Source organism: Phyllobacterium bourgognense (assembly GCF_003337575.1).
GTDB classification, from domain to species: domain Bacteria; phylum Pseudomonadota; class Alphaproteobacteria; order Rhizobiales; family Rhizobiaceae; genus Phyllobacterium; species Phyllobacterium bourgognense.
This window is the reverse complement of the sequence record NZ_QPJM01000001.1, coordinates 82,307-107,961: the sequence shown is the minus strand read 5'-3', so window position 1 is coordinate 107,961 and position 25,655 is coordinate 82,307. Positions and strand designations below refer to the sequence as shown.

Here is a 25,655-nt window from a genome sequence, read left to right as displayed (position 1 = left end):
CGCCGGATTGACGGTTGAAAGCCGAGATATTAGGTGATGCTCATGTCTATAAAACCACTTGTCATTCTTCCCGATCCATTGCTGCGCCAGGTGTCAAAGCCTGTGGAGCGTTTCGACGCCGATTTGCGCAAGTTTTCGGCCGATATGCTCGACACCATGTATGACGCGCCCGGTATTGGGCTCGCGGCCATTCAAGTCGGTGAGCCGCTGCGGATGCTGGTTATCGACCTTGCCAAGGAAGACGAGCCCAAGGCCCCTCAGATATTCATCAATCCTCAGATATTGTCGTCGAGCGATGAACGTAACGTCTATGAGGAAGGCTGCCTTTCCATCCCGGACTACTACGCTGAAGTCGAGCGGCCGGCACAGGTGCGCGTTTCTTATGTCGACATCGATGGCAAACAGCACGAGGTCGCCGCGGAAGGGCTCCTCGCCACTTGCCTGCAGCACGAGATCGACCATCTGAACGGTGTGCTGTTCATCGACCACATTTCGCGATTGAAGCGTGAGATGGTCATGAAGAAATTCAAGAAACTTGCCAAGGACCGCCCGCCAAGCCGGTTGGCGGTGTGAGCAGATGAGCCTGCGTATTGTCTTCATGGGAACACCGGAATTCTCGGTACCCATCCTCAATGCCTTGATCGGCCAAGGTCACGAGATTGTCGCTGTTTACAGTCAGCCGCCACGTCCTGCAGGACGGCGCGGGCTGGAGCTGACGCCCTCCGCCGTGCAGCGAAATGCCGAACAGTTCGGCATCGAAGTGCGCACACCAAAAAGCTTGAAGTCCGAGGAAGAGCAGCAGGCGTTTCGGGATCTTCAAGCCGATGTTGCTGTGGTCGTGGCTTACGGGCTTATCTTGCCTGCCGCAATTCTCGAGGGCACGCGGCTTGGTTGCTACAATGGACACGCTTCGTTGCTGCCGCGTTGGCGCGGCGCGGCGCCGATTCAGCGCGCGATCATGGCCGGTGATGATGAGACCGGGATCATGATCATGAAAATGGACGAGGGACTCGACACTGGCCCTGTCGCCATGGCTGAAAAGGTGAAGATCACGGCTGATATGACCGCCGGCGAATTGCACGACCAGCTTAGTATGGCTGGCGCCGATCTGATGGTCCGCGCCATGGCGGCACTGGAGCGCGACAGTCTTACACTCACGCCGCAGTCCGAAGACGGCGTCACCTATGCCGCCAAGATCACCAAGGCCGAAACGCGCGTCGACTGGACGCAAGCTGCTATTGATGTTCATAACCGCATCCGCGGCCTTGCTCCGTTTCCTGGTGCGTGGTGCGAGATGGAAATCGGCGAGGAACTCGAACGGGTAAAACTGCTGCGTTCGATCCTGGCCACCGGAGTAGGTGATCCGGGAACGGTACTTGGCGACGATCTGCGCATTGCTTGCGGCGAAGGCGCGGTTCGCTTGCGCTCCTTGCAGCGCGCGGGCGGCAAGGTCATGGATGGCCTCGAGTTCCAACGAGGCGCCAAGATCGCACAGGGAACGCGCCTGCCATGAACGGCAAGACCTAAGTGCCTCGTTACAAGCTCACCATTGAATATGACGGCACGCCGTATGCCGGCTGGCAGCGGCAGGAGAACGGTCATACGGTTCAGGCTGCCATCGAACAGGCGATCTTCAAATTCTGCGGCGAAACAGTTGCCCTTGGTGCCGCTGGCCGTACGGACTCCGGTGTGCATGCGACGGCACAGATCGCGCATGTTGACTTGACGAAAGACTGGGCCAGTTCCAAGGTGCGCGAAGCGTTGAACGCCCATCTCGTCATCGCAGGGGAAACCGTCGGCATCATCAATGTCGAACTCGTCGGGCACAATTTCGATGCGCGGTTTTCGGCGACGGGCCGGCACTACCTTTACCGCATCGTCAACCGCAGGCCCCCAGCTCCGCTCGAGGCGCACCGCGCGTGGTGGGTAAAGAAACCGCTTGACGAAATCGCCATGCACGACGCCGCACAACGACTTATCGGCACGCATGATTTCACCACGTTTCGCGCAACCCAATGCCAATCAAAGAGCCCGGTCAAAACGCTCGATCATCTGAGCGTCGCTCGCAGCGGCGAAATCATCGAGATCAGGGCATCCGCGCGATCATTCCTGCACAACCAGATCCGCTCTTTTGTCGGAACACTCAATGAGGTCGGATGCGGGCGCTGGGATGCAGATGATGTCACCGCTGCGCTTGTCGCCCGCGATCGTAAGGCCTGCGGGCCCGTAGCCCCACCTTACGGTCTTTATCTTGTCGGTGTTGACTATCCCATCATTGCCGGTTCGGGCAGAGAAATCCCCAGCAGGTTCTGAAGCAGAATCATCAGGAACAGCGAGCCGACAATCATGACCACGAAAAACGTGGCCGTATAGGCATGGGATTTCTTCAGCGCGACATGCGTCAAACGGTAGGTCAGGTACATGACGCCTCCATAGAGGACAAGGCCAAAACCGGTGGCCAAAGCGGGCCAACCGGGCAGCAGTAGCCGTGCCAGCGTCGCTGGGACCATGAGCCATGCTCCGATCGCGGTTCCCCAATTGCTTGCTACGACATAGGGACTAAAACGCTTGTTAAGACCAAGCCGCTTGGCACTGAGGGCGAGAACCACCAGCGGTACCACCCACGATGCAAGATCGACGAACGCCACCCGGCCCATGATGGAAAAGCGGTTACCCGTTTCCGGCTGCAATGAGATCATGTCGTTGGCGAAGATAATCCAGCCGAGAATGAGCGGCGGCAGGGAAATCGTAATGGCATGGAACGACTGCCAGAAGCCATCCTCGGAGAAATCGAGTTGGTCAAGCCCGTCGGCATGACCATTCATCATCCGCCAGGCGCCCCACAGATATTGCTGAATCTCGTCAAAATCCGGCATTTCACTCGTAGTCATGCAAAAAAATCCGCGATGAACCGTTCGTAGATTTGCGTTAGTGTTTCAAGATCGGCAATCGCCACCCGCTCGTCAACCATATGCATCGTCTTACCGACAAGTCCGAACTCGACGACGGGGCAATAATCCTTGATGAAGCGGGCATCCGACGTCCCGCCTGATGTGGAAAGTTGCGGGCGCTTTCCTGTTGTCGCTTCGACCGCCGAGGTCAAGGTTCCGATCAGCTTTTCATCGTGCGTGAGAAAAACATGGCTCACGCGGTTACGCCAAGTCAGCTCGTAGTTCACCGGCGCCATTTTGCCCGGTCGCAGCTTGTGACGACCCGCTGCCTTATCGAGACGGTTGTGGATCTCGGCCATCAGTGTCTCGTCGGTCCAGGTGTCGTTGAAACGAATATTGAACGTTGCGGTAGCTTTCGCCGGGATCACATTGACCGCCGGGTTGCCGACGTCGATCGTTGTAAATTCGAGATTGGTGGCCTGGAAGTCTTTCGTTCCGTTGTCGAAGGCGGGATAGAGCAAGCTTTCAATCAGTGTCACCAGCCCTCGGATGGGGTTGTCCGCCAGGTGCGGATAGGCGACATGGCCTTGTACGCCATGAACGACGATGGTGCCTGACAGCCCGCCGCGGCGCCCGATCTTCATCATGTCGCCCATCTTTTCGGGATTGGTCGGTTCGCCAACAACTGCAGCATCCCAGCTTTCGCCTTTTGCCTTGGCCCAATCCAAAAGCTTGCCCGTCCCGTTGATGGACGGACCCTCTTCGTCCCCGGTAATCACAAAGGATATCGAACCGTTGAGTCCCCCGTGCTTCTCCAGATGGCGCCCTACAGCCGCGACAAAGCAGGCAATGCCACCCTTCATATCGACGGCGCCGCGACCATACATTTCGCCATTGTGGATGGCGGCCGAGAATGGCGGATAGGTCCAGGCCGCTGCGTCGCCGACGGGTACGACATCCGTGTGACCCGCGAACATCAGGTGAGGTCCATTGCCGGAGCGCCGCGCATAAAGGTTTTCGACATCCGGTGTACCATCTTCACCGAAAGTTGGTCTTTCCACGGAGAAACCCAACGGTGCCAACATGGCCTCAAGTACCGTCAACGCCCCCCCCTCCGCGGGTGTTATCGACGGACATGCGATGAGTTCAGCAAGGTTCTGGACGGGATCGATTGAGGATTTCATGGTCAAAGCGATACTGGAAAAGCACGATCCTGTCACGTACTGGATGGGGGTCCCTCCGTCTGATTTAATGACACCAGCGACTCAACCAAGGACCAGCAGCATGATCGGAATTGATAGCCGGATCGTCATAGCCGGCGCCGGGTCGATCGGATGCTACGTGGGCGGGCGTCTCGCTGTGGCAGGCAAGGCAGTGACCTTGTTGGTTCGGCCTCGAATGATTGAGGGACTTCAGCAGGAAGGCCTAAGAATCATTGACCCCGATGGATCGGAAAAACTGGTGGAGCCCGGGCAATTTTCCCTGACGAGTGATCCTGAAATCGCGTTCCGGCAAGCCGACATTATTCTCGTCACCGTCAAGAGCGGCGCAACCGAAGAGATGGCCAAGTCGATAAGGGAAAATGCGCCATCCGATATCGTTGTGGTCAGCCTGCAGAACGGCGTCGGAAACGCTGGTACTCTCCGCCAACATCTGCCTCCGGAAGCGACGGTTGTCTCCGGAATGGTTCCATTCAATGTCGTTCAGTCCGAGCCTGGCGTCAGCCCGCTTAATGTAAGGCGGACAATGCCAGGGACCATTCTCATCGACGACATCTTGGACGGCTTGGCAGAGGTTCTTTCGGTTCCAGGGCTCTCCGTCCAGATGCATTCGGACATGCAAGGTCTCCTTTGGGGCAAACTGCTGATAAATCTCAATAATGCTCTCAACGCCCTTTCAAATTTGCCGCTCGTTGAACAGTTGGCCGACCGAAATTGGCGGCTTCTGATAGCGGATCAGATACGCGAAGGTCTCAAACTTGTGAGAGCGCACGGTATCACGCCGGCAAAAGTGCAAGGGGCGTCGCCCTCAGTGCTTCCCTGGATTCTCCGATTGCCGAATTTTCTGTTTCGTATCGTCGCGGCGCGAATGCTCGCGATCAACCCGCACGCCCGCTCGTCCATGTGGGAAGATTTGTCCCGAGGCCGCGCCACCGAGATCGATTACCTGCAGGGGGTGATCATCCAATTGGCCGACGCGAAAAACGTCCCCGTGCCACTCACACGCAAAGTGCTTGCCTGTGTGAAACGGGCCGAGGGCAAGCCATTGCGAAGTCATTCCGTCGAAGACGTTCGCGGGTGACCATTCGGAAAAAAAGGGGGTCTGGCGACCCTCTTTCCTGAATTGGATCAATCGCGCAGCAGCTCATTAATCGAGGTCTTGGAACGAGTCTTTTCATCGACGCGCTTGACGATCACGGCGCAATAAAGACCTGGACCTGGTTCACCATTAGGGAATGGCTTGCCGGGCATCGAGCCGGCAACGACAACCGAATAGGGGGGGACTTCGCCATAGAAAATCTCACCGGTAGCGCGATCTATGATCTTGGTCGATTTACCGATAAATACGCCCATACCAAGAACTGAACCTTCGCGAACGATGCAGCCCTCGACCACCTCGGAACGGGCTCCGATGAAGCAATTGTCTTCAATGATCGTAGGTCCGGCCTGCATGGGTTCAAGAACACCGCCAATGCCGACGCCGCCTGATAAGTGAACGTTTTTGCCGATTTGTGCGCAGGAGCCAACGCCCGCCCATGTGTCGACCATGGTCCCCTCGTCGACGTAAGCGCCCAGGTTGACAAAAGATGGCATCAGGATCACGCCGGGGGCAATATAGGCGGAGCGGCGGACAATCGATCCGGGAACGGTGCGAAGACCCGCTTTGGCAAATTCAGTCGCACCCCAGCCGTCAAACTTGGACGGGACCTTATCCCACCAGGTCGCACCGCCCGGGCCGCCCTCGATAATGCCCATTGGGTTAAGCCGGAAGGAAAGCAGGACCGCCCTCTTCAGCCATTGATTGACTTTCCAGTCGCCGTTCGCCTGCTTCTCCGCAACGCGAACTTCTCCGCTATCGAGCAGCAAAAGAGAGGCCTCGACTGCTTCCCGGATTTCGCCGCGTGTTTCGGTGCTGATTGCATCGCGTTCTTCGAAGGCCTTGTCGATCGTCTTCTCGAGACTGGTCAGATCGGGCTTGGACATTTTCGGATCACTCCATTAAACGGGGCGGTTATGGCTAATGACAAGGGCTACTATGTTAAGTCTGCGAGAGCGTCAATTCGCAGCGTCACATTGTTGGATGACGAATCGATTTTTATGTCTCCAAGCGCCATAAGTGTCCGCAGAAGGAGAAAAACAATTGAACACTGATGAAAAACACAGCTGGACGCCGTTCTCGCACTCTTCCGAAGCTGTGCGCCGCGTCGAGAGCGCACCGGAAACGCCGCAGACCCAATCGCCCACCTATCGGCTGGCCTTTGCCGATCCAGATTTCATGACGAAGCGTGAACTTCGTGCAGTGCGGCTACAACTCGAGCTACTTAAACCGGAGATGGCGCTGGCCGAGCGCGGCATTCGATCAACCGTCGTGCTTTTCGGCGGGGCACGCATTCCTGAGCCGGGCGGTGCTGCCTGGGCTGCAAAAAACGAAATCCAGAAGAAAAACCTCGAAGCCAACTCTCACTACTACGCCGAGGCACGCAAGTTCGCGCAGCTTTGCTCGACCTATTCTTCAACGACCTACAATCGCGAATTCGTTGTCGTCACCGGAGGCGGTCCCGGGGTGATGGAGGCCGGTAATCGTGGCGCAGCGGACGTCGGTGCGCCAACGATTGGCCTCAATATTGTGCTGCCACACGAACAGGCGCCCAACGCCTACGTGACGCCGGAGCTTTGCTTCAACTTCCACTATTTTGCCATTCGCAAGATGCATTTCCTCATGCGTGCCAAAGCTATGGCGATCTTTCCCGGTGGCTTTGGGACGATGGATGAGACTTTCGAAGCGCTCACCCTCATTCAGACTGGCCGCATGGAACGCATTCCTTTTCTGCTGTTTGGCAAGCCATTTTGGGAAAAGGCAATCAACTTCGATTTCCTGGCGGAGCAGGGCGTCATTTCGCCGTCCGATCGCGAGCTGATTACATTCGTCGATACTGCCGAGGAGGCCTGGGACGTGATCAAGACCTTCTACGAACTGACCTAGAGCCCTCTACGCAGGCACATTCAGCGCCGTCTGACCTGGCAGGATGGCGCTGAGAAACGAGGCCAGGTTGTCCGTAACGTAGTCGACGTGATCGGTATGACCCGGATCGCGCTCCCAGATTTCCGAGAATGTCGGTTCGAAATTGTTGGGGACGATCAAGACCGTCGTCATCCCCAGAGCTTTCGGCACGATAAGATTGCGCGCGAGATCCTCGAACATCACGCTGCTTGCCGCGTCGATCTTGTGCAGCGCTAAAAAGCGGTCATAAGTCTCTTGAGCAGGCTTCGGCAGCAATTCCGCCGCGACAATATCGAAGATGTCATCAAACTCATCAAGAACGCCAAGCTGACGCGCGGCGCGCTCGGCGTGTCCGCGATTGCCGTTGGTGAAAATGAACTTGCGGCCGGGCAGTTGCCGGATGGCGGTGGCCAATGAGGGGTCCGGCACCAGCCAGGAATAATCGATATCATGGACTTTCCGTAAAAAGTCATCCGGATCGATCTCGTAGCGGTCCATCAATCCTTTGAGAGTCGTGCCATAATCCTTGTAGAACTGCTTCTGCATCTGCCGCGCGTCGGTGCGGGACAGCTTCAGAAGATCAGCAACATAGTCAGTCATTTTCACATCTATCTGCGAAAACAGATTTGAATGATGCGGATAGAGGGTATTGTCGAGATCGAAAACCCAATCGGTCACATGGGCAAAGTTCAAGGATTCTGGTTGATTTGTCATACGCGATCAAGGTTCCGCCGTTTCAGTGAGGCAAAAGCAAATTCAGAAAATTCTGTTTCGATCCCGAATCAATAGACGAAAAGAGTCTGAACTACGACCGTTTTTAAATTTTTCGCTAACGACCGCTTCACCTGTTATTCGTACTGAATAAAGCTGTCTCCGAGGTCCGATGTCCAGAATTCTCTTCAAATGTGCAATGGTTATGGTCGTTTCCGTTATGTGCTCCCTGCTCATTACCGGGGCGATCATGACGGCTAATGATATGCATGACGCACGGGGATATATGATCGCGACCATTTGCCCGTTGGTGATTTCTCCGGCCATTTCCTTCATCGTCTTTCGTCAGTCGGAAAAACTACGCCTGACCCTCGAAAAACTCCATCAGGTTATGCAGGAGCTTGAGATCACCAATGCGAAACTGTTCGAGAAGTCATCGCGCGATAGTATGACGGGCCTCCTCAATCGCGAAGCGTTTTTCAACCATATTGAGGATGTCCGTACCCAACGGGCAAGTTCTCTGTTGATCATAGACGCTGATCATTTCAAAAAAATCAATGATGTTCACGGCCATTACAATGGTGATGGCGCACTGATGGCGATCGCACAGAGTATCGCTGGTTGCCTTGGAAAAGAGGACAGTATCGGACGCATCGGAGGCGAGGAATTCGCTGTCTTTCTGGCAATGGATGATGAGGACAAGGTCAAATCCATCGCCGAAAACATTCGGGCGGCGGTCAACCGCATTGAGTTCCGCACTCCGGAAAACGAACGCGTCGCGCTGAGTGTCAGTATCGGGGGCATTGTTGGACTGGCAAATGGAACGATCGCCGATCATTTTCAGATCGCCGATCGCAGGTTGTATGAGGCCAAGCGCAACGGCCGCAATCGCGTGGTCATCGAGTCCAATATGAAGAATGCGGCCTGAGACGACCGTCTATAGCGGTTCGTTTCTGGCTATCTCAGACCGTTGCCGGATCCAATGGATCAACATCGTTCCAGCGCGCAATCAGTTTCGCCATGTCGGCTTTCTCAAACGCATCTCTCAACGCGGCAAAGGATGGCAACACGAAATATGCCCGTTGGAACTTGTCGATTTCATATGCCGTACGCATCACCGTTTCCAGATCAAACGGCACGTGATGGGCGTCCGGACTCGTCACGGCGAATTGCAGTTCACTGAACGACGACATAAGACCGGCACCAAACGCTTTGAGTGATGCTCCCCCCTCACGCATGAGGCCAAACTCGGCAGTGTACCAATAAAGCCGGCCTGCCAGTTGTTCCCCGCCCATGCGTGATGCTGCTCCGCCCTTTACGCCGTAGAGCTGCATGAAATCCGCAAATACCGGTTGGCTGAGAATAGGAACGTGACCGAAGAAATCATGAAACATGTCCGGCTCAACGATATAGTCGAGTTCCTTCTTGCTGCGCAGCCAGTTCGTCACCGGAAAGCGCCGGTTGGCGAGATGATCGAAAAACGGCTCATTCGGGATAAGGCCCGGAACGGCAACGATTTCCCAACCGGTCAACTTATGAAGCCGCTCGCTTACCTCGTGGAAATCCGGTATTCGGTCGAGAAGTCCTAAGGCATCCACGCCGTCGAGATAGCTGTGGTGGGCAAGCTTCGATGTCAATTTCGTCTGGCGATCACAAAGAGTACGCCAGACCTCCTGGTCTTCATCGGAATAGTCATATTTCTGTTCAACGGTGAAATCCGCCTGGCAGACCGCGTAGTTACCGCGAAGTCCCTGTTCGGCACACTCCCGCGCATAAGCCTCAACGCTGATAGTCATCGTTTCCTCCTCGATTGGTTTCCAGGAGGATACGATGGGGAAATGAGGGAATTTGACTTAATCAGCTGCGCTAAGCATCATTATGAGTGAATTAACAAATGATAGGGAGAATTTTGAGTGACTTCACCTCAATTCAGCGACTTCGAAATCAAGATGCTACAGATTCTCCAAAGCAATGGGCGCGTTGCGATAACTGACCTCGCCCAATTGATCGGCCTGTCCGCCACGCCCTGCGCCCGCCGCTTCGAGCAGTTGCAGGAAAGCGGGGTTATCAAAGGCTTTGCAGCCACCATTGACAGACGATCGATCGGACTGATGGTAGAAGTCTTCATACAGGTGCGCCTCAACACCCATAGTGACGATTCTCCCGAGCGCTTTATCGCAGAAATTCAGCGAATGGACGAGGTTTCGTCGTGCTGGACCATGACCGGCGAACATGACTTTCTCCTGCACGTCATGGTGCCCACCGTGGACGATCTCAATGCTTTCGTCATGCACAGGCTGATGCGATTGAAGGGCGTGCGCGATGTGCATACCCAACTCGTGCTGCAGAATATCAAAGGGCCCGGGAAAATCCCGCTCGATCATCTCAAGAAATGATTAGGGCCAGGAACCTAAGGAACGAGTAGCGTTCCCGCACCGCGTTCTGTGAAAAGTTCGAGCAGAACCGAATGAGGAGTCTTGCCATTAAGGATAACCACACCCTCGACACCGCGATTGATCGCATCGATACAGGTTTCGACCTTCGGGATCATGCCTCCTGATATGGTGCCGTCTTTGATCAGCGCGCGTGCCTGCGCGACGGAAAGTTCCTTGATAAGCTGCTTGTCCTTGTCGAGAACACCGGGAACATCCGTCAGGAACAGAAGGCGAGATGCCGCAAGTGCGCCGGCGATGGCGCCAGCAAACGTATCCGCATTGATATTATAAGTGTGGCCATCACGCCCGGGCGCAACGGGCGCAATGACGGGGATCATCTCGGAACGAGCGAGAAGATCGAGCAGCGTGCGGTCGACTTCCACCGGCTCGCCGACAAATCCGAGGTCGACGATCTTCTCGATGTTGGAATCGGGATCGATGATGGTCTTCTTCGCCTTTTCGGCAAAGACCATATTGCCATCCTTGCCGCACAGGCCGATTGCCCATTCGCCCTCGGCATTGATCAAAGCGACGATTTCCTTGTTGATCGAGCCCGCGAGCACCATCTCGACGATTTCCAGCGTCTTCGCGTCGGTTACGCGCAGGCCGCCTTCGAACTTGGACTCGATGCCCATGCGTGCCAGCATGGATGCGATCTGCGGTCCGCCGCCGTGGACAACGATGGGGTTTATACCGGACTGCTTGAGAAGCGCTATGTCACGGGCAAACGCCTTGCCTAGAGCCGCGTCACCCATGGCATGGCCACCATATTTTACGACGACGGTCTTGTTTTCATAGCGCTGCATATAGGGCAGAGCAGCGGAAAGCAGGCTTGCCTGAATTTCAGCAGTGTGGTCGGCGTCGGATGCGGAGGACATGCGCAAGCTCCAGCTTGGGAAGGACGGGGGTTCTTAACGCTAAAGACGCTTTCGGGCAAACATGATTTAGGCCAGGGGCAGACGTTTTTTTCATCCGCCATTGACAGCGCAACCTGTCGGCAGATTTAAATTGAGTGATAAAAGTTGGAAACGCCATTTATATGACGCCTGAAGGCATATCGGAGCTGATCTCGCGAGTTTCACTACGGGACCGCGCGGCCTTCGATGTGCTGTATGCCGCCACAAGCGCGAAACTTTTTGGTGTATGCCTGCGTGTCTTGGGTAATCGAACGGAAGCAGAAGACGCGCTACAGGACATCTACGTCAAGATTTGGAACAAAGCGGGCCGATTCGCCGTCGCGGACACCAGTCCTATTTCATGGATGGTGGCGATCGCCCGCAACCACTGCATTGACGTATTGCGGTCCCGCAAGCCTGCCGCAGTCGAATTGGATCAGGCTGCAGAGGTTTTTGAGCCGTCACCCAATCCCGAACAGGCCGCTGTCGCCAGTGGGGAAGCGCAACGGATCTATGATTGCCTTGGCCAGCTGGAGGCAGACAGAGCAGCGGCCGTCCGTGGCGCCTATCTGAATGGCGACAGTTACGAAATACTGGCCAGCCGCCATAATGTGCCGTTGAATACAATGAGGACCTGGCTGCGCCGCAGCCTGATCAAACTGAAGGAATGCCTGGAGGGATGAGCCCGACTGAACCCGATGACAACACGATACCGGAGGGCGATGATTTCATCGCCGCCGAATATGTGTTGGGTGTGCTCCCCGAGCAGGAGCGTCGGGAGGTTGCGCGCCGTATCGAAACGGACAAGCCGTTTGCGGAACTGGTTGCACGCTGGCAGACACAATTCGACCCTCTCAACGATGAGTACGACGCGGCGCAGGCTCCCCAACATCTGAAGAGCCGGATCGATCAACGCCTGTTTGCCATCGAGGTGGTCGCCAGTTCGTCGTTCTGGAACAATATTGCCTTTTGGCGCGGACTGGCCTTCGCCGCACTTGCTTTTGCTGTGATCGGCATTGGCCGTGATTTGATCGAGCGCCCTGCCCGGATCAGCGAGCAACTGGTCGCATCGATGGAGACACAAGGCAGCAACGTTCACACGCTGGCGATTTTTGATGACCAGACCAAGAAACTGAAAGTAACCGTCGTCAGCGGCGACATGCCGAAGGACCGTTCGCTCGAACTTTGGCTGATTGCCGGCAACGAAGCGCCCGTCTCGCTCGGCCTGATGGTTTCCCCGCAAGTGACAGAGTTCAACCTGCCGTCGTTATTACTCGCCAAATTGCGTGATGGTACGACACTGGCCTTGACTGTAGAGCCTGTTGGAGGTGCACCAGGCGGCGCGCCCACCGGCCCAATTGTCGCTGCGGGCATCGTGCGCAAAATTTAGAGCGTTAATTTTGACGACGCCTGAAACTTAAGCCTCCACCCTCCCGTATCTCCATCTGTCCTCACCTGAGGGGAAACAAACAATGGAGATGAACTATGTTGAAGAAATCATTGGGCCTGATCGCACTTTCGGCCATGCTGGTTGCCGGAACTGCGTATGCCAAGAACCCGACTGTTGGCAGTGCGGCCATGTACGAGAACAAGAATATCATTGAAAATGCAGTGAACTCCAAGGATCACACGACACTGGTTGCTGCGGTCAAAGCGGCCGGCCTCGTCGAAACGCTTCAGGGCAAGGGGCCCTTTACTGTGTTCGCCCCTACAAATGAGGCATTTGCCGAGCTTCCGAAAGGAACCGTCGACACGCTGCTAAAGCCTGAAAACAAGGAAAAGCTGGCGAAAATCCTGACCTGTCACGTCGTTGCTGCCGACGCTTCATCCAAGGCCATCATGAAGATGATCGATGATGACGAAGGCGCTCATCCGGTAAAGACGGTCGGTGGATGCGTATGGACCGCCAAATACAAGGGCAAGAAGCTTACCCTGACCGATGAAAACGGCACGGTGGCTACAGTCACCATCGCCAATGTCAAGCAATCGAACGGCGTCATCCATGTGATCGACAAGGTTCTTCTGCCAAAAATGTAATCAGAGACGCCTGGTTCATTTGCGCAGAGTGAACCAGGCTTTTGCCCCGCCGATCCGCCGGATCGCGTGGGGCTTTTTTATTTACGCTGTTCTTCGAGAAGCTGGGCAATTGCCGCCCGGAGTTCATCCAGCCCGCCACCTTTTTCAGACGATGTCGCCAGGATTTCCGGATAGGCTGCGGCACGCTTTCTGATAGCCTGCGCTGTCTCTTCAATCAAACGCGGCACACCAGCGGGTTTTATCTTGTCGATCTTCGTCAAGACGATTTGGTAGGACACAGCAGCTCGATCAAGCAAGTCCAACACCTCGGCGTCATTCTTCTTCACACCGTGGCGGGCATCAATCAGCAGGTAGACACGCTTGAGCGTCGTGCGTCCGCGTAAGTAATCGAAGACCAGCCGTGTCCAGGCATCGACCTGTTCTTTGGGCGCTTCAGCGAAACCATAGCCCGGCATATCCACGACCGCGAGGGGAGGAAGATCGCCGTCTTCGCCAGAATGGCCATCCGGAACGAAATAGTTGAGCTCTTGTGTCCGTCCAGGTGTATTCGACGTTCGCGCCAAACCCTTTTGGCCGATGATCGCATTGATCAGCGATGATTTGCCAACGTTGGAGCGTCCGGCGAACGCAATTTCGACCGGGCCCTCCGGCGGCAGAAACTTCATCGCAGGAACACCGCGAATGAAAACCCAGCCCTGCGCGAAGAGCATTCTGCCCTTTTCGACAAGTCTGTTTATGTTTTGCTGCGTTTCGCTCAATTTCTTCCATCCATTTGCCGCCGGCCATGATTGCATCAAGGTTTATGGGAGGCTTGTCAACCGCGCAAAAGAAAAGCCCCCGATCAAGCCGGGGGCCATCTGCTTGGCTTAGTGATTCACTACTATTCGGCGGGTTTCGGTTTCTTGCGGAAAAGCGCGGTGAGATTATCCCACAATTCAACCTTGACCCCCTGGCGCTTCATTATGATGCCCTGCTGGATAATCGACAGAGTATTGTTCCACGCCCAGTAGATTACCAATCCTGCCGGGAAAGTCGCCAACATGAATGTGAATATGAGCGGCATCCAGTTAAAGATCATTTGCTGGGTCGGATCCGGCGGTGTCGGGTTCATGCGCATCTGCAGGAACATCGTGACGCCCATGATCAAAGGCCAGACGCCGATCATCAGGAACGCTGGGACCGCCCACGGGATAAGGCCGAAGAGATTGAACAACGATGTCGGGTCGGGAGCAGCCAGATCCTGGATCCAGCCAAAGAACGGCGCGTGGCGCATTTCTATGGTCACGTAGAGAACCTTGTAGAGCGCAAAGAAAACCGGAATCTGAATCAGGACAGGCCAACAGCCGGCAATCGGATTGATCTTCTCCGTTTTGTATAATTCCATCATGGCTTGCTGCTGTTTGACCTTGTCATCCGCATATTTCTCACGGATTTCCGTCATCTTCGGCTGCACCAGCTTCATCCTCGCCATCGAGGCATAAGACTTGTTGGCAAGCGGGAAGAAGAAGGCTTTCAGGATCACAGTCACCGCCAGAATGGCGACGCCGAAGTTTCCGATAGCCTTGTAGAGCCAGTCGATAAGATAGAACATCGGTTCGGTGATGAAATAGAACCAGCCCCAGTCGATCAAGTTCTTGAAGAGCGGAATATGCAGGTCATTCATATAGGCATTGATTTTGCCGACCTCTTTCGCCCCTGCGAATATGAGGTTGTCGGTCGATGTAGTCTGGCCCGGCTGGACTGTCGCCGGATCAGAGAGATAGTCGCTTTGATAGCGCGGACGTCCGTCATCGAAATATGAAAAGCGTATCTTGAACGGCGTTGCCTGTGCTGGAACGAGCGCAGCAGCCCAATATTTATCTGTAATTCCAACCCATCCTCCGGTGATCGACCGGTCTGGCGCAACTTCCCGCTCTTCTTCGATCGCTGCAAACTTGTATTCGATCAGTTTGTCGTTGACCACGGCTATCGGACCCTCGTGCAGCACGTAAGTGCTTGCATGCAGAGGCTTCGAGAAGCGCGTCACACGTCCGTAAGAGGCCAGCGAAACAGGTGCTGAGGTCGTGTTGGTCACAGCGTCCTTTACTGTGAACATGTAGTTCTCGTCGACACTGATCGTCCGTTTGAAGACCAGACCCTTCTCATTGGTATAGGACAGCGTCACAGGTGTGGACGCCGTCAAATCATTGTTGCCCTCGCGAGTCCAAACGGTCGTCGGGCCTGGGACGGTCCCGGTCAGATCATTTCCCGTGAACCCGACCTCCACGAACTGGCCATCGGCCATCTGCGCAGGGCTCAGCAACTCGATATTGGGCGAATTATCGTCGACGGTCTCGTGATAATGCTTCAGCTGCAGATCATCGAGCCTCGCACCGGTCAGACTGATCGAGCCGCCCAGGCTGGGTGTATCGATCCTGATACGCTGTGTCTGACCAAGGGCGGCGGCACGCGTGAGACTACCTGCCTGGGTAGCATCTTGCGACTGGCCTGGAACATTGGCATCAGGAGCAGCTGGGGTCGACGACGGAAGATTATTTGTTGCATTGCCGTTGGTGGCAGTACCTGCCGGCGTGCTTGCCTGTCCGTCAACACGGGTTTGTCCTTGCCGCGTGGCCTCGATCTGGGCCTGTTCGCGCTGCGCTTCGATCTTGGGGTTCATGTAGAACACCTGCCAAAGCGTCAGGATCACAATGGACAAGGCAATGGTGATGAAGAAATTACGGTTGGTTTCCATTGTCAGTCCTTGGGTCGGGTTCGCCTTACCTGCTAGGCTTTCGTCGAACGCCGGGTCAATATTTTCCTGGAAACCCGTTTGGAGAGTTCCCGCGTCAAGTCAGCGAACGGCGCGTTCAGCGCATCGCGGCGAGCAACGATCACATAGTCGGTTCCAGCTTGCATGTCATCAGCAACATTGACGCGCACCGCCTCTCTGAGGCGCCGCTTGATGCGATTGCGGATAGCAGCATTCCCGTTCTTTTTGGTGACCGTGAAACCGACGCGCGGGGGTCCAACCTGGTCCTCTCGCTCTTTGACTTCGACAAGAAAGTAGACGCCGCGGCGCTTTTCTCCGTTTCGGACAGCCAAAAACTCCGCTCTCTTGCGAAGGCGGAGTGGTTTTTGCTCATTCATTCTATAGTGCCAACTCTGGCCAACCGCACAAGTCTGCGCGGAATGCCTTATGCCGACAACCGCTTGCGACCGCGAGCGCGACGCGCTGCAATAACCTTGCGGCCGCCTGCCGTTGCCATGCGGGCACGGAACCCGTGACGACGTGCGCGGACAAGCTTGGATGGCTGATAAGTACGCTTCATTTGTTAAATACCGCGGTGTGCGGCCCTTCTTGTGGTCTGTTCTTGACAGGAGCATATCAGGACCGCCGTTAGCATATGCGAATATGCCGTCGATATTCGTCGTGGGGGCGGTCAGCCCGGACGTGCGCGGCTTATAGAGGCAGGATGCTGATAAGTCAATTGATTGACAAGATTCAAAAATAGGCAAATCCACGCAACTGATTTATTGTGCTGGACAAGCATTTGACCTACATCGAATGCCGATGGAGCGTACATGACGGCAACGCAGCAAAAGCCAGAAAACACGAGTGTGCCTCTGCATGCCGGTCGGCGTTTGCCCGTTCTGAAACGTCTTTCCGGCAAGTTGCTGCGCCTCACCCTTTTGTTCGGCCTTCTCGCGGAAGTGATGATTTTCATCCCCATCATTGCAGATATGCGTGTACGCTGGCTTTCCGACCGGCTCAACACCGTTGCTGCGGCCAGCGTGGTGCTCGCTGCGAGCGATAGCGAGAATGTACCGCAATCAGTGCAGAATGACGTCCTTCTTGCGACAGGAACGAAGGCGATTGTTTTGCGCGAAAAAGGAGCCTCCCGGCTTCTTGCGGTATCGGAGATGCCTTCCAAAGTGGACAAGCACATCGACATCACTGTCACGGATCCGGTTACAATGATCCGCGATGCATTCGACACGCTCATCAACGGCGGACACCGGATTATCCGTGTCTATGGTCCGGTTGGAGATACCGGCAAGGTTATCGAACTCCTTACCTCCGACGCCCCGTTGCGCAATGCGATGTTGCGCTATGCCAGGAATGTCGCACTGATCTCGTTGTTTATTTCGCTCATTACGGCGGGCCTGGTTTTCCTGACGATCAGCCGCCTGCTCATCCGACCGATCCAGCGCATGAGTGACAACATGCTGGCCTTTGCCCAGGCACCGGACGATCCGCAACGTATTATCAAGCCGGAACCTCGCGAAGACGAACTCGGCATCGCCCAGCGCGAGCTCGCAGATATGCAGCACCAGTTGCAACGGACGTTGTCGGAGCAGAAGCACCTTGCCGATCTGGGCCTTGCGGTATCCAAGATCAATCATGACATGCGCAATATTCTGGCCTCGGCGCAGCTCATATCCGATCACCTCGCAAACACCAGCGATCCGGCGATCCAGCGTTTCGTGCCTAAATTGGTGCGTACCATTGATCGCGCGATCAATTATTCCCAGACCGTGCTCGCCTATGGCGGCACACAGGAAGCACCGCCGCAAAGACGGCGGGTCAAGCTGCGCACGATCATCAGCGACGTTGAGGAGATGCTTAGTCTCGACGCAAAATCGGAGATCGAATTCAAGAACCTGGTGCCGCCCGACTTTGAAATCGATGTCGACCCAGACCAATTCTTCCGCGTCATTTCCAATCTGTGCCGCAACTCGGTTCAAGCTATGGCCAGCGACACCCGAAGTGATCCGTCCGTGGTCAAGCGATTGACAATCACTGCAGGACAGATCGGCACGACCTCTATCATCGGCATTGACGATACCGGCCCCGGTCTGCCTCCCAAAGCGCGCGAAAATCTGTTCACCGCCTTCAAAGGGTCGGCGCGATCAGGTGGCACCGGTCTCGGTCTTGCTATTGTTCATGAACTGGTACGAGCTCACGGGGGAACGATTGAGTTACGCGGCGGCGATGGGGCGGGAACAAGTTTTGAAATTCGCATTCCGGACCAGCCGGTGTCCTTGGCCGAATGGCGTTCCCGCCGGGACTCAGCGTCCTGACATGAAACGCCGCAATGGCTGATTACCTCTATACCCACCTGCCGCATATCTTCTTTGTACTGTCGATCGTTCTCGGCGTCCCGGCGGCCGTTCACGCTACAATGACCAAGGAAGAGGTTCGCGCCGCCATCGGCTGGGTCGGCGTGATCATCCTTTCCCCGGTCATCGGTGCACTCATCTATGCCGTCGCAGGGATTAACCGCATCAGACGGTCGTCCATCTCCTCGCAACGCAAATTCCTGCACGAGATTGGCCAAGACGTCTTCATGCGTTTCGATGCCAAGGACAAACAGGTTCTGGCGCATTTCGAAAAGCGTTTTGTGGCAATGAAAACACTTGGAGACCGCGTAAGCCGATGCCGGCTTACGACCGCCAACAACATCGACATATTGCAAGGCGGCGATGAAGCCTATCACGCGATGCTGTCCGAGATTAACCAAGCTAAGCATAGCATTCTGATTGAAACGTACATCTTCGATCGCGACAAGCTTGGCCTGCACATCGCCGACGCGCTGATCGCAGCTGTCAAGCGTGGGGTCGAAGTGAGAATACTGATCGACGCTGTGGGTGCTCGATATTCCATTCCAAGCATCGTTGGCTATCTCGCCAAACACGGCGTGAAAGTCGACGTCTTCAACGGCAATATCATCATGGGCTTACGCTTGCCCTATGCCAATCTTCGTACCCATCGCAAGATAATGATTATCGACGGGCGTGTAGCGTTTACTGGCGGCATGAATATCAGGGCGGGTTTTTCCGCGGAAGTCATGGGCGAAGACAATGCGCGGGACACGCATTTCCGATTAACCGGGCCCATAGTGACGGATCTGTTTCATATTGCCTCCGAGGACTGGCGATTTGCAACGCATGAGACGCTTAAAGGGGAGCCTTGGCATATTGCCACGCCGGAAAAACAGCCGGGGGATCCTGTGTTCATTCGCGCCGTACCGTCGGGACCGGATCGCAGTGTCGAAGCCAATCACCGGATGCTTATGGGGGCCTTTTCCATCGCGCAGTCACGCATTCGCATCATGTCGCCCTATTTTCTGCCGGACCGCGAATTGATCAGCGCTCTGGTAACGGCGGCACGCCGCGGGGTCGAGGTCGACATTGTCGTGCCTTCAATCAACAACCTCAAACTGGTGGACCGCGCCATGACGGCACAGTTCGACCAGATCCTCAAGGGTCACTGCCGCATCTGGCGTGCGACCGGCAACTTCAACCACTCCAAGTTACTCGTAGTTGATGGACAGTGGTCCTATGTCGGATCGTCGAATCTTGATCCGCGATCGTTACGGCTGAATTTCGAAGTCGATCTCGAGGTAATGGATGCGGCATTTGCGTCCGAAGTGGAAGCGCTTGTCGAGAAGGCGATGACTTCAGCGAAACCGGTTCTGCTTCAAAACCTGCGCGCCAGGTCGTTCTGGGTACGCCTGATAGAGCGAATCATCTGGCTAGGCTCGCCCTATCTTTGATTTCTCCCGTCTCGGCCAATGCCGATTTCAGATCGACATAGGCCTTGATCGGCAGATGATCGGATGCAACACGGGCCAAGGGTGTGTCGTGAACCTCGATCGTCGTAACGAGGCTGTGCGGGTGGCCAAGAACCCGGTCCAGGGCCAGGACAGGAAACCGCGACGGAAAGCTTGGCACCGCATTTTTTGCCGGGTCGAAGACCGGGCGAAGAAAGTGCAATGACGAACCTTTGCCCACGCGCCATTCGTTCAAATCGCCCAATAGCAAAGTTGGACGCGATGGATCCGCCTTCACGGCATTCAAAATTGCTTCCGATTGTTGTTGCCGCGAGTGTCTGAGGAGGCCGAGATGTGCGGCAATGATGCGAAGTGGGCCCGCTTCCAGATCGATATCGACCATTAGTGCACCGCGCGGCTCAAGGCCAGGTAGTACAAGTTGCTGGACACGGCGAACGACGCCCTCGCGGAACAACAGCAGATTGCCGTGCCAGCCATGACCTTTTGGGTAAAGCGAAGTCACCGGAACCGGAACAAGGCTGTTCTCGCGATGGAGACGGGCAAGATCAAGCAAGCCTGTCCTTTCGCCAAAACGCTTGTCTGCCTCCTGGATGGCGATCACGTCCGCTCCGATTTCGCCAATCACGTGGGCAACGCGATCTGGATCGAATTTCTTGTCGATCCCGACACATTTGTGGACATTATAGGAAGCGATCAGCAGATCATTGCGCACGACGCGGGTGATGCCAGCCGGGCGTTTGTTACGGTTCCTGACCGCGGCGAAAATGCTGGCGGAGACGCTGGGTCTGGTATGCCGCATCGGCTTCTTACTGTCCATCACCTAGAGATATGTCGGGATGCCAAGAATGGCAAGCGAATGAGTAGATGGAGTTCAAGCCATCGCCAACCGTATACTCCTCTCTATAGAGATGACCTGTTAACCTTCGTCCACCTCGTCCCCGCATGGATCAGGGCGGGGTGGAACGACGGACTGATGTGTGTCATCGGCACTCCGCATATTTTTTGTTCTGGTTCCTCCCAAAAACCTTGACAGCGTACAACACGATAACCAAATTTTTCGCCGTCGGTCGCACTGGTGGGCCGACAGTCAGGGAGCGCCAAGCTTCTTGGCGCGCCTCATTTCTATGTTGCTCAAAGGAGGACTTAGCTATGAGAAGCAACGTCGATTTTTCCCCGTTCTACCGGTCGAGCGTCGGTTTCGACCGCATTTTCAACCTGCTTGAAAACTCTGCCCAGCCTCAGGGTTCGGACAAATGGCCACCTTATGACATCGTCAAACTCGGCGAAGACAAATACCGGGTTATCATCGCTGTGGCCGGTTTTGCGCAAGATGATCTGTCGATCACCCATGAGCCCAACATGCTTGTGGTCAAGGGCGACAAGTCGGGCGAAGAGGAGTTGCAGTATCTTCATCACGGATTGGCACTGCGGCCGTTCGTTCACCGCTTCGAACTTGCCGACCACGTGACAGTTATCGATGCACGTCTCGACAATGGATTACTAGTGATCGAACTCAAGAAAGAGATTCCGGAGGAAATGAAGCCACGTCGGATTGCGATCGGCGGTACCGGCGACACTATCGTTGGCGAAAGTTCCAGGCAGGTTGAGGATAGTCACGCGGCGTGATCGCTAGAGCCAAGTGGGGCCGCCTCTCGCCTCGGATCGTTGGGGCGGGAGACGGAGCATAGGAGGCACCGCAGTCCATGTGCGTTTTGTTGTTCTTGGGAGAGATGCAACATGCAAGCTACGAATTTTAACCCACCGGGCAAACGGCCCGCCCCGCCGGAGCTTTTGCAAAAGGTAAAGGCACAAGCTCCAAGTGATCCGCCCCCAGCGCAGTCGATTTCCGAAATTTTACGGAAGGCAAAAGGGGGATGCATGAGGCACCGGTTCAGGTCGACAAAAAGTTGATGAACCACTGGCGATGACCGTCCCCGTGATGGAGCAGGCCTCGGTCCTTGGTGGCCGAGGCTTGCGTGGCGCTGCCGGGCGTTGACTGATCGTGTTGTTGAATGAACGGCACAACAAGCAATAACAATGCTTGTTTAGAACCTATTTCCAACAAGATGCGCAAGTTGCGCACCGACTTCATAGTATCCTTCTCTAATTCCCCGCAAGCCCTGATCCTTTGGCGCGGTTACCGGTAGTGGCAAGTCAGCCTCGGTGATCTTGCCGACTATATGCTCAGCAAGAAGACGCCCGAATACTGTGCCCGGCGCAATGCCGCGGCCATTATAACCGCTGAAACTTATGATGTTCGGTGCGAGCGTATGGAAGCGCGGCAGACTGTCACTCGTCATGCCGATCTTGCCGTACCATCCAGCTTCAAATCTTACATCCTTGATCTGCGGAAAAAGCTTACGGATAGAGCGCGCGGCCCAGGCCTTGTGCACGGCCATGCCGGTGCCGCGCAATGAACCGACGCTGCCGAAAATCAGTCGCCCTGCCCGGTCCATGCGGAAGGAGCTCAATATTTCTCTCGTATCCCAGCCGCCTTGCCTTTCGGGAAGGACAGTTTTCCGCACTTCTTCCGGCAGCGGCGCTGTGGCGAAATTGAAATAGGGGAGATGCAGAAGTTCCGCCCGCAATTCCGGCCAAGGTGATGTCGTATAGGCGTTAGTGGCAACGACCACCCAATCAGCGGTAATCGTGCCTGAAGGTGCTCGCAAAGCCCAACGCTCACCCGAACGCTCCGTCGCCATTATCGGCGTCCCGGTATAAACAGCAGCGCCGGCCCCCAGAGCAGCTGCCGCGAGCCCGCGAACATAGCCCAGCGGCTGTATCGTGCCCGCCCGGTTATCGAGAAGCGACGCAGCAAACGCATTTGAACCCACCTTGGCGGCGGTTTCTTTTGCATCCAGCAGTCGAACCGCAGCGCCACGGGTGAGCCACTGTTCGGCGCGCTGCTCCAGCTGTCTCAGCCCATCTTGGCCAACCGCACAGTGCAGTGTGCCTTTGCGCTCGAGTTCGCAGTCAATCTTGTACTTATCGACAAGATTGAAAACCGATTGCGGCGCGTTTCCTAGCAGCTCCAGGAGGCGCTCACCATGAAGCTCTCCCAATACCCCCGGCAGATCATTTGGCATAACCCACATGCCCGCGTTAACGAGGCCGACATTTCTGCCTGAGCCGCCGAACCCAATCTCGACGGCATCAACGACCGCCACCTTCGTTCCTGCTTCGGCCAGATGCAACGCGGCGGAAAGTCCGGTGAAGCCCGCACCGATCACTGCGACGTCTACAGATATGTTGCCCTGCAGCCGTTCCGTCGTCGGCGCAGGCGGCGCGGTCTTTTCCCACAGGCCGTGGGAACGCTCATCATTCAGCATGGGATCACCGTCAGGTCGGCCAGAGATAACCGGCGCATTATCATGTCGTTATAGGATGTGATCTTGCCAACGGAAATGAAATTTCTTGAAGACATGATGCGGTTATCGAATGATTAGGGTCGCGTCGGTCGTTCGGTGACCTGATCGGCTATCCAGGTGAAGAAGCTTTGTGCCAAAACGTTCTCCTTCTTGTGGTCGGGCACCACAAGATAGTAGCTATTCTCGGTCTGGAGTGGCTGCTCGAACAGCACGAGCAAGCGCCCTAATGCGACTTCTTGCTCAATCAAATAACGGGGCAGCAACGCGAAGCCCAGACCGGCAAGCGCTGCCTCTATAACCATGGAGAAATGTTCGAAACGATGCCCCTTGTAGGGCGTGGCAATCTCTGCCTGCACTGTTTCGAACCAGGAGGCCCAAGCCTTGGGCCGTGTCGAGAGATGCAGTAACGGCGCGGAGCTTGCCAGTTCAGCCGGCGTGTTTACGGGGTTGGCTGTGCAAAGCTCCGGGCTCCCCACGGGTACAATCAGTTCACTGCAGAGATACGTGCATGTGGCATGCGCCCAGACCGGCTGTCCATAGTGGATGGCCAGATCAAAAGGCTCCTCCTCGAAATCGAAGGGTTGCGACCGCGATGCGACGCTGAGCGCCATTTCGGGATGGCGGCGCAAGAAATCGGGAAGCCTTGGCATCAACCAGCGGCTGCCGAAGGTAGGCAGCGTGGCGATATTCAGGGAGGATGCCGACTGTGACGCCGCCATGGCACGGAGCATCGTCTCTTCAGTCATACCGAGCAGGCGCCGTACTTCCGGAAGAAACTTCTGCCCGGCATCGGAAAGGACGACACGTTGGCGGATACGTTCGAACAACAGCACGCCGATCTGGCCTTCGAGTTCACTCATCTGCCGGCTGACAGCACTTTGCGTAAGATTGAGCTCTCTCGCCGCTTGGGTAAAACTGCCATGCCGCGCCGCACATTCGAATGTCTGCAGAATATCGATGTCCGGGATCAATCTGCGGCTTAACTTCATTCGTGTCTCGCATCAACCCAGTTTGAATCATCGCAATCCGCGGGCCATTATCTTATCTATAATCCAGTTTAAGCATGACGGCGATGAAATTTGCTGTCGCATCACTGCAACGGAACCATCATTGTGAAATCAACAAGTTTTGTCTCGACAGATGCTATCCGCGCATCTTTTTCTTCAGCCATGTCATCCATGTACCGGACGGAAGTTCCCGCCTATGGAACACTTCTGTCGCTTGTCGCGAAAGTGAACGCACAAACGCTTGGCGCATCGCCGGAACTAAGACACCGCCTGGAAAAAACCGACACGCTTGACCGGATTTCGGAAGAGCGGCACGGTGCTATCCGCGTCGGCACCGCCGCCGAACTCTCAATGTTACGCCGTGTGTTCGCCATCATGGGCATGTATCCGGTCGGTTATTACGATCTGAGTGAGGCCGGCGTTCCCGTCCATTCCACCGCCTTCCGGCCGTCAAGCGATGCGGCGTTGAAGATCAATCCATTTCGGGTTTTTACCTCATTGCTGCGGCTTGATCTCGTTGCGGATCGTGAGCTTCGCGATGAAGCCCGGAAGATCCTCGAAGCACGGCAGATTTTCACCGACGAGGCGATTTCTCTCATCGAGAAGGCCGAGGCTGATGGCGGCCTCAACGTGGACGATGCGGCGCTTTTCGTACAGGAAATCCTCGAGACTTTCCGTTGGCACGACCATGCGTGTGTCAATACTGACCTTTATTATCGCCTGCACGATGCCCACCGGCTGATCGCCGATGTCGTGTCTTTTAAGGGGCCGCACATCAATCATCTGACGCCGCGCACATTGAATATCGATGCCGTTCAGGACCTGATGCCTGCACACGGTATTTCGCCAAAGGCGGTGATCGAAGGCCCTCCTACCCGGGCCTGCCCCATTCTCTTGCGCCAGACCTCCTTCAAGGCACTTGAGGAAAATGTATCGTTCCGCAACACCCTAGGCCAATGGGAAGCGGGCTCGCATACGGCCCGCTTCGGCGAAATCGAGCAGCGCGGCATCGCGCTGACACCTAAAGGACGTGCGCTATACGACCAGCTCCTCGCCAGATCGCGTGAAGTAGTTCGCCCTGCCGCAGATGGCTCGAACGCCGAAGCCTACATTGCTGCGCTGGCTGGTGCGTTCAATGCCTTCCCGGATGATTGGGATGATATCCGCGTCAATGGGCTCGGTTATTTCCGCTATTCTGTCGTCGAGTGCTTTCCGCTGAACACGCTGTCGCCTCGCGAAGCCGCCAACATCGAAACCCTCATCGCGATGGGCGCCGTCCAGTTCGACCCGATCGTCTATGAGGATTTTCTGCCGGTGAGTGCCGCCGGAATTTTCCAATCCAATCTCGGCGACGACGCGAGCGAAAAATTCGCAGCTAGCCCCAGTCAGCGGGAATTCGAGGACCAGCTTGGCGTGCCGGTTCTCGATGAATTCGCGCATTATGAAAGTCTTGAAAAAGCATCTATCGATGCATGCCTGAGACACTTCAAACCCATCGCGCTCGCAAGCTAAGCAGCGCCTGTATTACAAAT

General features: G+C 55.7%; 27 protein-coding genes. 14 read left to right on the top strand and 13 right to left on the bottom strand.

What is annotated here, in order from left to right:
• The first annotated feature begins 42 nt into the window (after nucleotides 1-42).
• The 3 genes from def to truA are packed head-to-tail and all read left to right on the top strand — an operon-like array spanning nucleotide 43 to nucleotide 2,313.
• A complete protein-coding gene (gene def / locus C7476_RS00535; RefSeq protein ID WP_114428509.1) occupies nucleotides 43-573 on the top strand; it encodes a peptide deformylase in 531 nt (176 codons plus the stop codon).
• Between the two features lie 10 nt (nucleotides 574-583).
• Entirely contained in the window at nucleotides 584-1,513 is a 930-nt protein-coding gene (gene fmt, locus C7476_RS00530) for a methionyl-tRNA formyltransferase (protein WP_114428508.1), read from the top strand.
• 14 nt (nucleotides 1,514-1,527) lie between these two features.
• A complete protein-coding gene (gene truA, locus C7476_RS00525) occupies nucleotides 1,528-2,313 on the top strand; it encodes a tRNA pseudouridine(38-40) synthase TruA (RefSeq protein ID WP_114427976.1) in 786 nt (261 codons plus the stop codon).
• On the opposite strand, the gene C7476_RS00520 is transcribed toward truA, so the two are convergent.
• Together C7476_RS00520 and dapE are read right to left on the bottom strand one after the other, a co-directional pair.
• The gene (locus C7476_RS00520; RefSeq protein ID WP_114427975.1) at nucleotides 2,265-2,891 is read right to left on the bottom strand and encodes a hypothetical protein; all 627 of its coding nucleotides are present in this window, start codon (nucleotides 2,889-2,891) and stop codon (nucleotides 2,265-2,267) included. The two genes, truA and C7476_RS00520, sit on opposite strands and share 49 nt — an antisense overlap.
• Nucleotides 2,888-4,075 (bottom strand): succinyl-diaminopimelate desuccinylase, encoded by a 1,188-nt coding sequence (dapE, locus tag C7476_RS00515; RefSeq protein WP_114427974.1) that lies wholly within the window; start codon nucleotides 4,073-4,075, stop codon nucleotides 2,888-2,890. The genes C7476_RS00520 and dapE overlap by 4 nt, the downstream gene beginning before the upstream one ends.
• Nucleotides 4,076-4,175: 100 nt before the next feature.
• Here dapE and C7476_RS00510 point away from each other — a divergent pair, with 100 nt between their 5' ends.
• Nucleotides 4,176-5,192 (top strand): 2-dehydropantoate 2-reductase, encoded by a 1,017-nt coding sequence (locus C7476_RS00510; RefSeq protein WP_114428507.1) that lies wholly within the window; start codon nucleotides 4,176-4,178, stop codon nucleotides 5,190-5,192.
• Nucleotides 5,193-5,239: 47 nt separating this feature from the next.
• On the opposite strand, the gene dapD is transcribed toward C7476_RS00510, so the two are convergent.
• Complete coding sequence (gene dapD / locus C7476_RS00505) at nucleotides 5,240-6,094, bottom strand: 2,3,4,5-tetrahydropyridine-2,6-dicarboxylate N-succinyltransferase (RefSeq protein ID WP_114427973.1); 855 nt, start codon at nucleotides 6,092-6,094, stop codon at nucleotides 5,240-5,242.
• A gap of 157 nt (nucleotides 6,095-6,251) precedes the next feature.
• Between dapD and C7476_RS00500 the strand changes: the two genes are divergently transcribed.
• Nucleotides 6,252-7,094, top strand: a complete 843-nt coding sequence (locus C7476_RS00500; protein WP_114427972.1) for an LOG family protein — start codon at nucleotides 6,252-6,254, stop codon at nucleotides 7,092-7,094.
• A 6-nt stretch (nucleotides 7,095-7,100) separates the two neighbouring features.
• On the opposite strand, the gene C7476_RS00495 is transcribed toward C7476_RS00500, so the two are convergent.
• Nucleotides 7,101-7,826 carry a pyrimidine 5'-nucleotidase gene (locus C7476_RS00495; protein ID WP_114427971.1) on the bottom strand — a complete coding sequence of 242 codons (726 nt, stop codon included), beginning with the start codon at nucleotides 7,824-7,826 and terminating at the stop codon, nucleotides 7,101-7,103.
• A 169-nt stretch (nucleotides 7,827-7,995) separates the two neighbouring features.
• Here C7476_RS00495 and C7476_RS00490 point away from each other — a divergent pair, with 169 nt between their 5' ends.
• A complete protein-coding gene (locus tag C7476_RS00490; RefSeq protein ID WP_114427970.1) occupies nucleotides 7,996-8,751 on the top strand; it encodes a GGDEF domain-containing protein in 756 nt (251 codons plus the stop codon).
• A gap of 34 nt (nucleotides 8,752-8,785) precedes the next feature.
• On the opposite strand, the gene phhA is transcribed toward C7476_RS00490, so the two are convergent.
• Nucleotides 8,786-9,619 (bottom strand): phenylalanine 4-monooxygenase, encoded by an 834-nt coding sequence (gene phhA / locus C7476_RS00485; RefSeq protein WP_114427969.1) that lies wholly within the window; start codon nucleotides 9,617-9,619, stop codon nucleotides 8,786-8,788.
• A gap of 117 nt (nucleotides 9,620-9,736) precedes the next feature.
• Between phhA and C7476_RS00480 the strand changes: the two genes are divergently transcribed.
• Nucleotides 9,737-10,219 carry an Lrp/AsnC family transcriptional regulator gene (locus tag C7476_RS00480; RefSeq protein ID WP_271895734.1) on the top strand — a complete coding sequence of 161 codons (483 nt, stop codon included), beginning with the start codon at nucleotides 9,737-9,739 and terminating at the stop codon, nucleotides 10,217-10,219.
• A 14-nt stretch (nucleotides 10,220-10,233) separates the two neighbouring features.
• Here the strand turns inward: C7476_RS00480 and argB are convergent, their stop codons facing one another.
• Entirely contained in the window at nucleotides 10,234-11,136 is a 903-nt protein-coding gene (gene argB, locus C7476_RS00475; protein WP_114427968.1) for an acetylglutamate kinase, read from the bottom strand.
• Between the two features lie 161 nt (nucleotides 11,137-11,297).
• On the opposite strand from argB, the gene C7476_RS00470 reads away from it, so the two are divergent.
• The 3 genes from C7476_RS00470 (at nucleotide 11,298) to C7476_RS00460 (ending at nucleotide 13,191) form a co-directional block, all read left to right on the top strand.
• Nucleotides 11,298-11,837 (top strand): sigma-70 family RNA polymerase sigma factor, encoded by a 540-nt coding sequence (locus C7476_RS00470; protein WP_114427967.1) that lies wholly within the window; start codon nucleotides 11,298-11,300, stop codon nucleotides 11,835-11,837.
• Nucleotides 11,834-12,544, top strand: coding sequence for an anti-sigma factor (locus C7476_RS00465; RefSeq protein WP_181872302.1), 711 nt, complete (start codon nucleotides 11,834-11,836; stop codon nucleotides 12,542-12,544). Before C7476_RS00470 ends, C7476_RS00465 begins: the two co-directional genes overlap by 4 nt.
• Nucleotides 12,545-12,639: 95 nt before the next feature.
• The gene (locus tag C7476_RS00460; protein ID WP_114427965.1) at nucleotides 12,640-13,191 is read left to right on the top strand and encodes a fasciclin domain-containing protein; all 552 of its coding nucleotides are present in this window, start codon (nucleotides 12,640-12,642) and stop codon (nucleotides 13,189-13,191) included.
• A gap of 77 nt (nucleotides 13,192-13,268) precedes the next feature.
• Here the strand turns inward: C7476_RS00460 and yihA are convergent, their stop codons facing one another.
• The 4 genes from yihA to rpmH all read right to left on the bottom strand — a co-directional run bounded on the left by yihA (nucleotide 13,269) and on the right by rpmH (nucleotide 16,502).
• Entirely contained in the window at nucleotides 13,269-13,901 is a 633-nt protein-coding gene (yihA, locus tag C7476_RS00455; RefSeq protein ID WP_245426068.1) for a ribosome biogenesis GTP-binding protein YihA/YsxC, read from the bottom strand.
• Nucleotides 13,902-14,071: 170 nt separating this feature from the next.
• On the bottom strand, nucleotides 14,072-15,925 hold the full coding sequence (gene yidC / locus C7476_RS00450) for a membrane protein insertase YidC (protein WP_114427964.1): 1,854 nt from the start codon (nucleotides 15,923-15,925) through the stop codon (nucleotides 14,072-14,074).
• Between the two features lie 32 nt (nucleotides 15,926-15,957).
• Nucleotides 15,958-16,320, bottom strand: coding sequence for a ribonuclease P protein component (gene rnpA, locus C7476_RS00445; protein ID WP_114427963.1), 363 nt, complete (start codon nucleotides 16,318-16,320; stop codon nucleotides 15,958-15,960).
• A 47-nt stretch (nucleotides 16,321-16,367) separates the two neighbouring features.
• On the bottom strand, nucleotides 16,368-16,502 hold the full coding sequence (rpmH, locus tag C7476_RS00440; protein WP_040853797.1) for a 50S ribosomal protein L34: 135 nt from the start codon (nucleotides 16,500-16,502) through the stop codon (nucleotides 16,368-16,370).
• A 253-nt stretch (nucleotides 16,503-16,755) separates the two neighbouring features.
• Between rpmH and C7476_RS00435 the strand changes: the two genes are divergently transcribed.
• A complete protein-coding gene (locus tag C7476_RS00435; RefSeq protein WP_114427962.1) occupies nucleotides 16,756-18,255 on the top strand; it encodes a sensor histidine kinase in 1,500 nt (499 codons plus the stop codon).
• A gap of 14 nt (nucleotides 18,256-18,269) precedes the next feature.
• Nucleotides 18,270-19,730 carry a cardiolipin synthase gene (gene cls, locus C7476_RS00430; protein WP_114427961.1) on the top strand — a complete coding sequence of 487 codons (1,461 nt, stop codon included), beginning with the start codon at nucleotides 18,270-18,272 and terminating at the stop codon, nucleotides 19,728-19,730.
• Here cls and C7476_RS00425 read toward each other — a convergent pair.
• Nucleotides 19,702-20,568 carry an endonuclease/exonuclease/phosphatase family protein gene (locus C7476_RS00425; RefSeq protein ID WP_425373924.1) on the bottom strand — a complete coding sequence of 289 codons (867 nt, stop codon included), beginning with the start codon at nucleotides 20,566-20,568 and terminating at the stop codon, nucleotides 19,702-19,704. The genes cls and C7476_RS00425 overlap by 29 nt on opposite strands.
• Before the next feature lie 329 nt (nucleotides 20,569-20,897).
• Here C7476_RS00425 and C7476_RS00420 point away from each other — a divergent pair, with 329 nt between their 5' ends.
• Complete coding sequence (locus C7476_RS00420) at nucleotides 20,898-21,374, top strand: Hsp20 family protein (RefSeq protein ID WP_114427960.1); 477 nt, start codon at nucleotides 20,898-20,900, stop codon at nucleotides 21,372-21,374.
• A 419-nt stretch (nucleotides 21,375-21,793) separates the two neighbouring features.
• On the opposite strand, the gene C7476_RS00415 is transcribed toward C7476_RS00420, so the two are convergent.
• Together C7476_RS00415 and C7476_RS00410 are read right to left on the bottom strand one after the other, a co-directional pair.
• Entirely contained in the window at nucleotides 21,794-23,077 is a 1,284-nt protein-coding gene (locus C7476_RS00415) for an NAD(P)/FAD-dependent oxidoreductase (protein WP_114427959.1), read from the bottom strand.
• Nucleotides 23,078-23,190: 113 nt separating this feature from the next.
• Nucleotides 23,191-24,105, bottom strand: a complete 915-nt coding sequence (locus C7476_RS00410; RefSeq protein WP_114427958.1) for a LysR family transcriptional regulator — start codon at nucleotides 24,103-24,105, stop codon at nucleotides 23,191-23,193.
• Nucleotides 24,106-24,228: 123 nt separating this feature from the next.
• On the opposite strand from C7476_RS00410, the gene hglS reads away from it, so the two are divergent.
• Nucleotides 24,229-25,635: a 2-oxoadipate dioxygenase/decarboxylase HglS gene (hglS, locus tag C7476_RS00405; protein ID WP_114428503.1), complete on the top strand. Its 1,407-nt coding sequence runs from the start codon at nucleotides 24,229-24,231 to the stop codon at nucleotides 25,633-25,635.
• The last annotated feature ends 20 nt before the right edge of the window (nucleotides 25,636-25,655 follow it).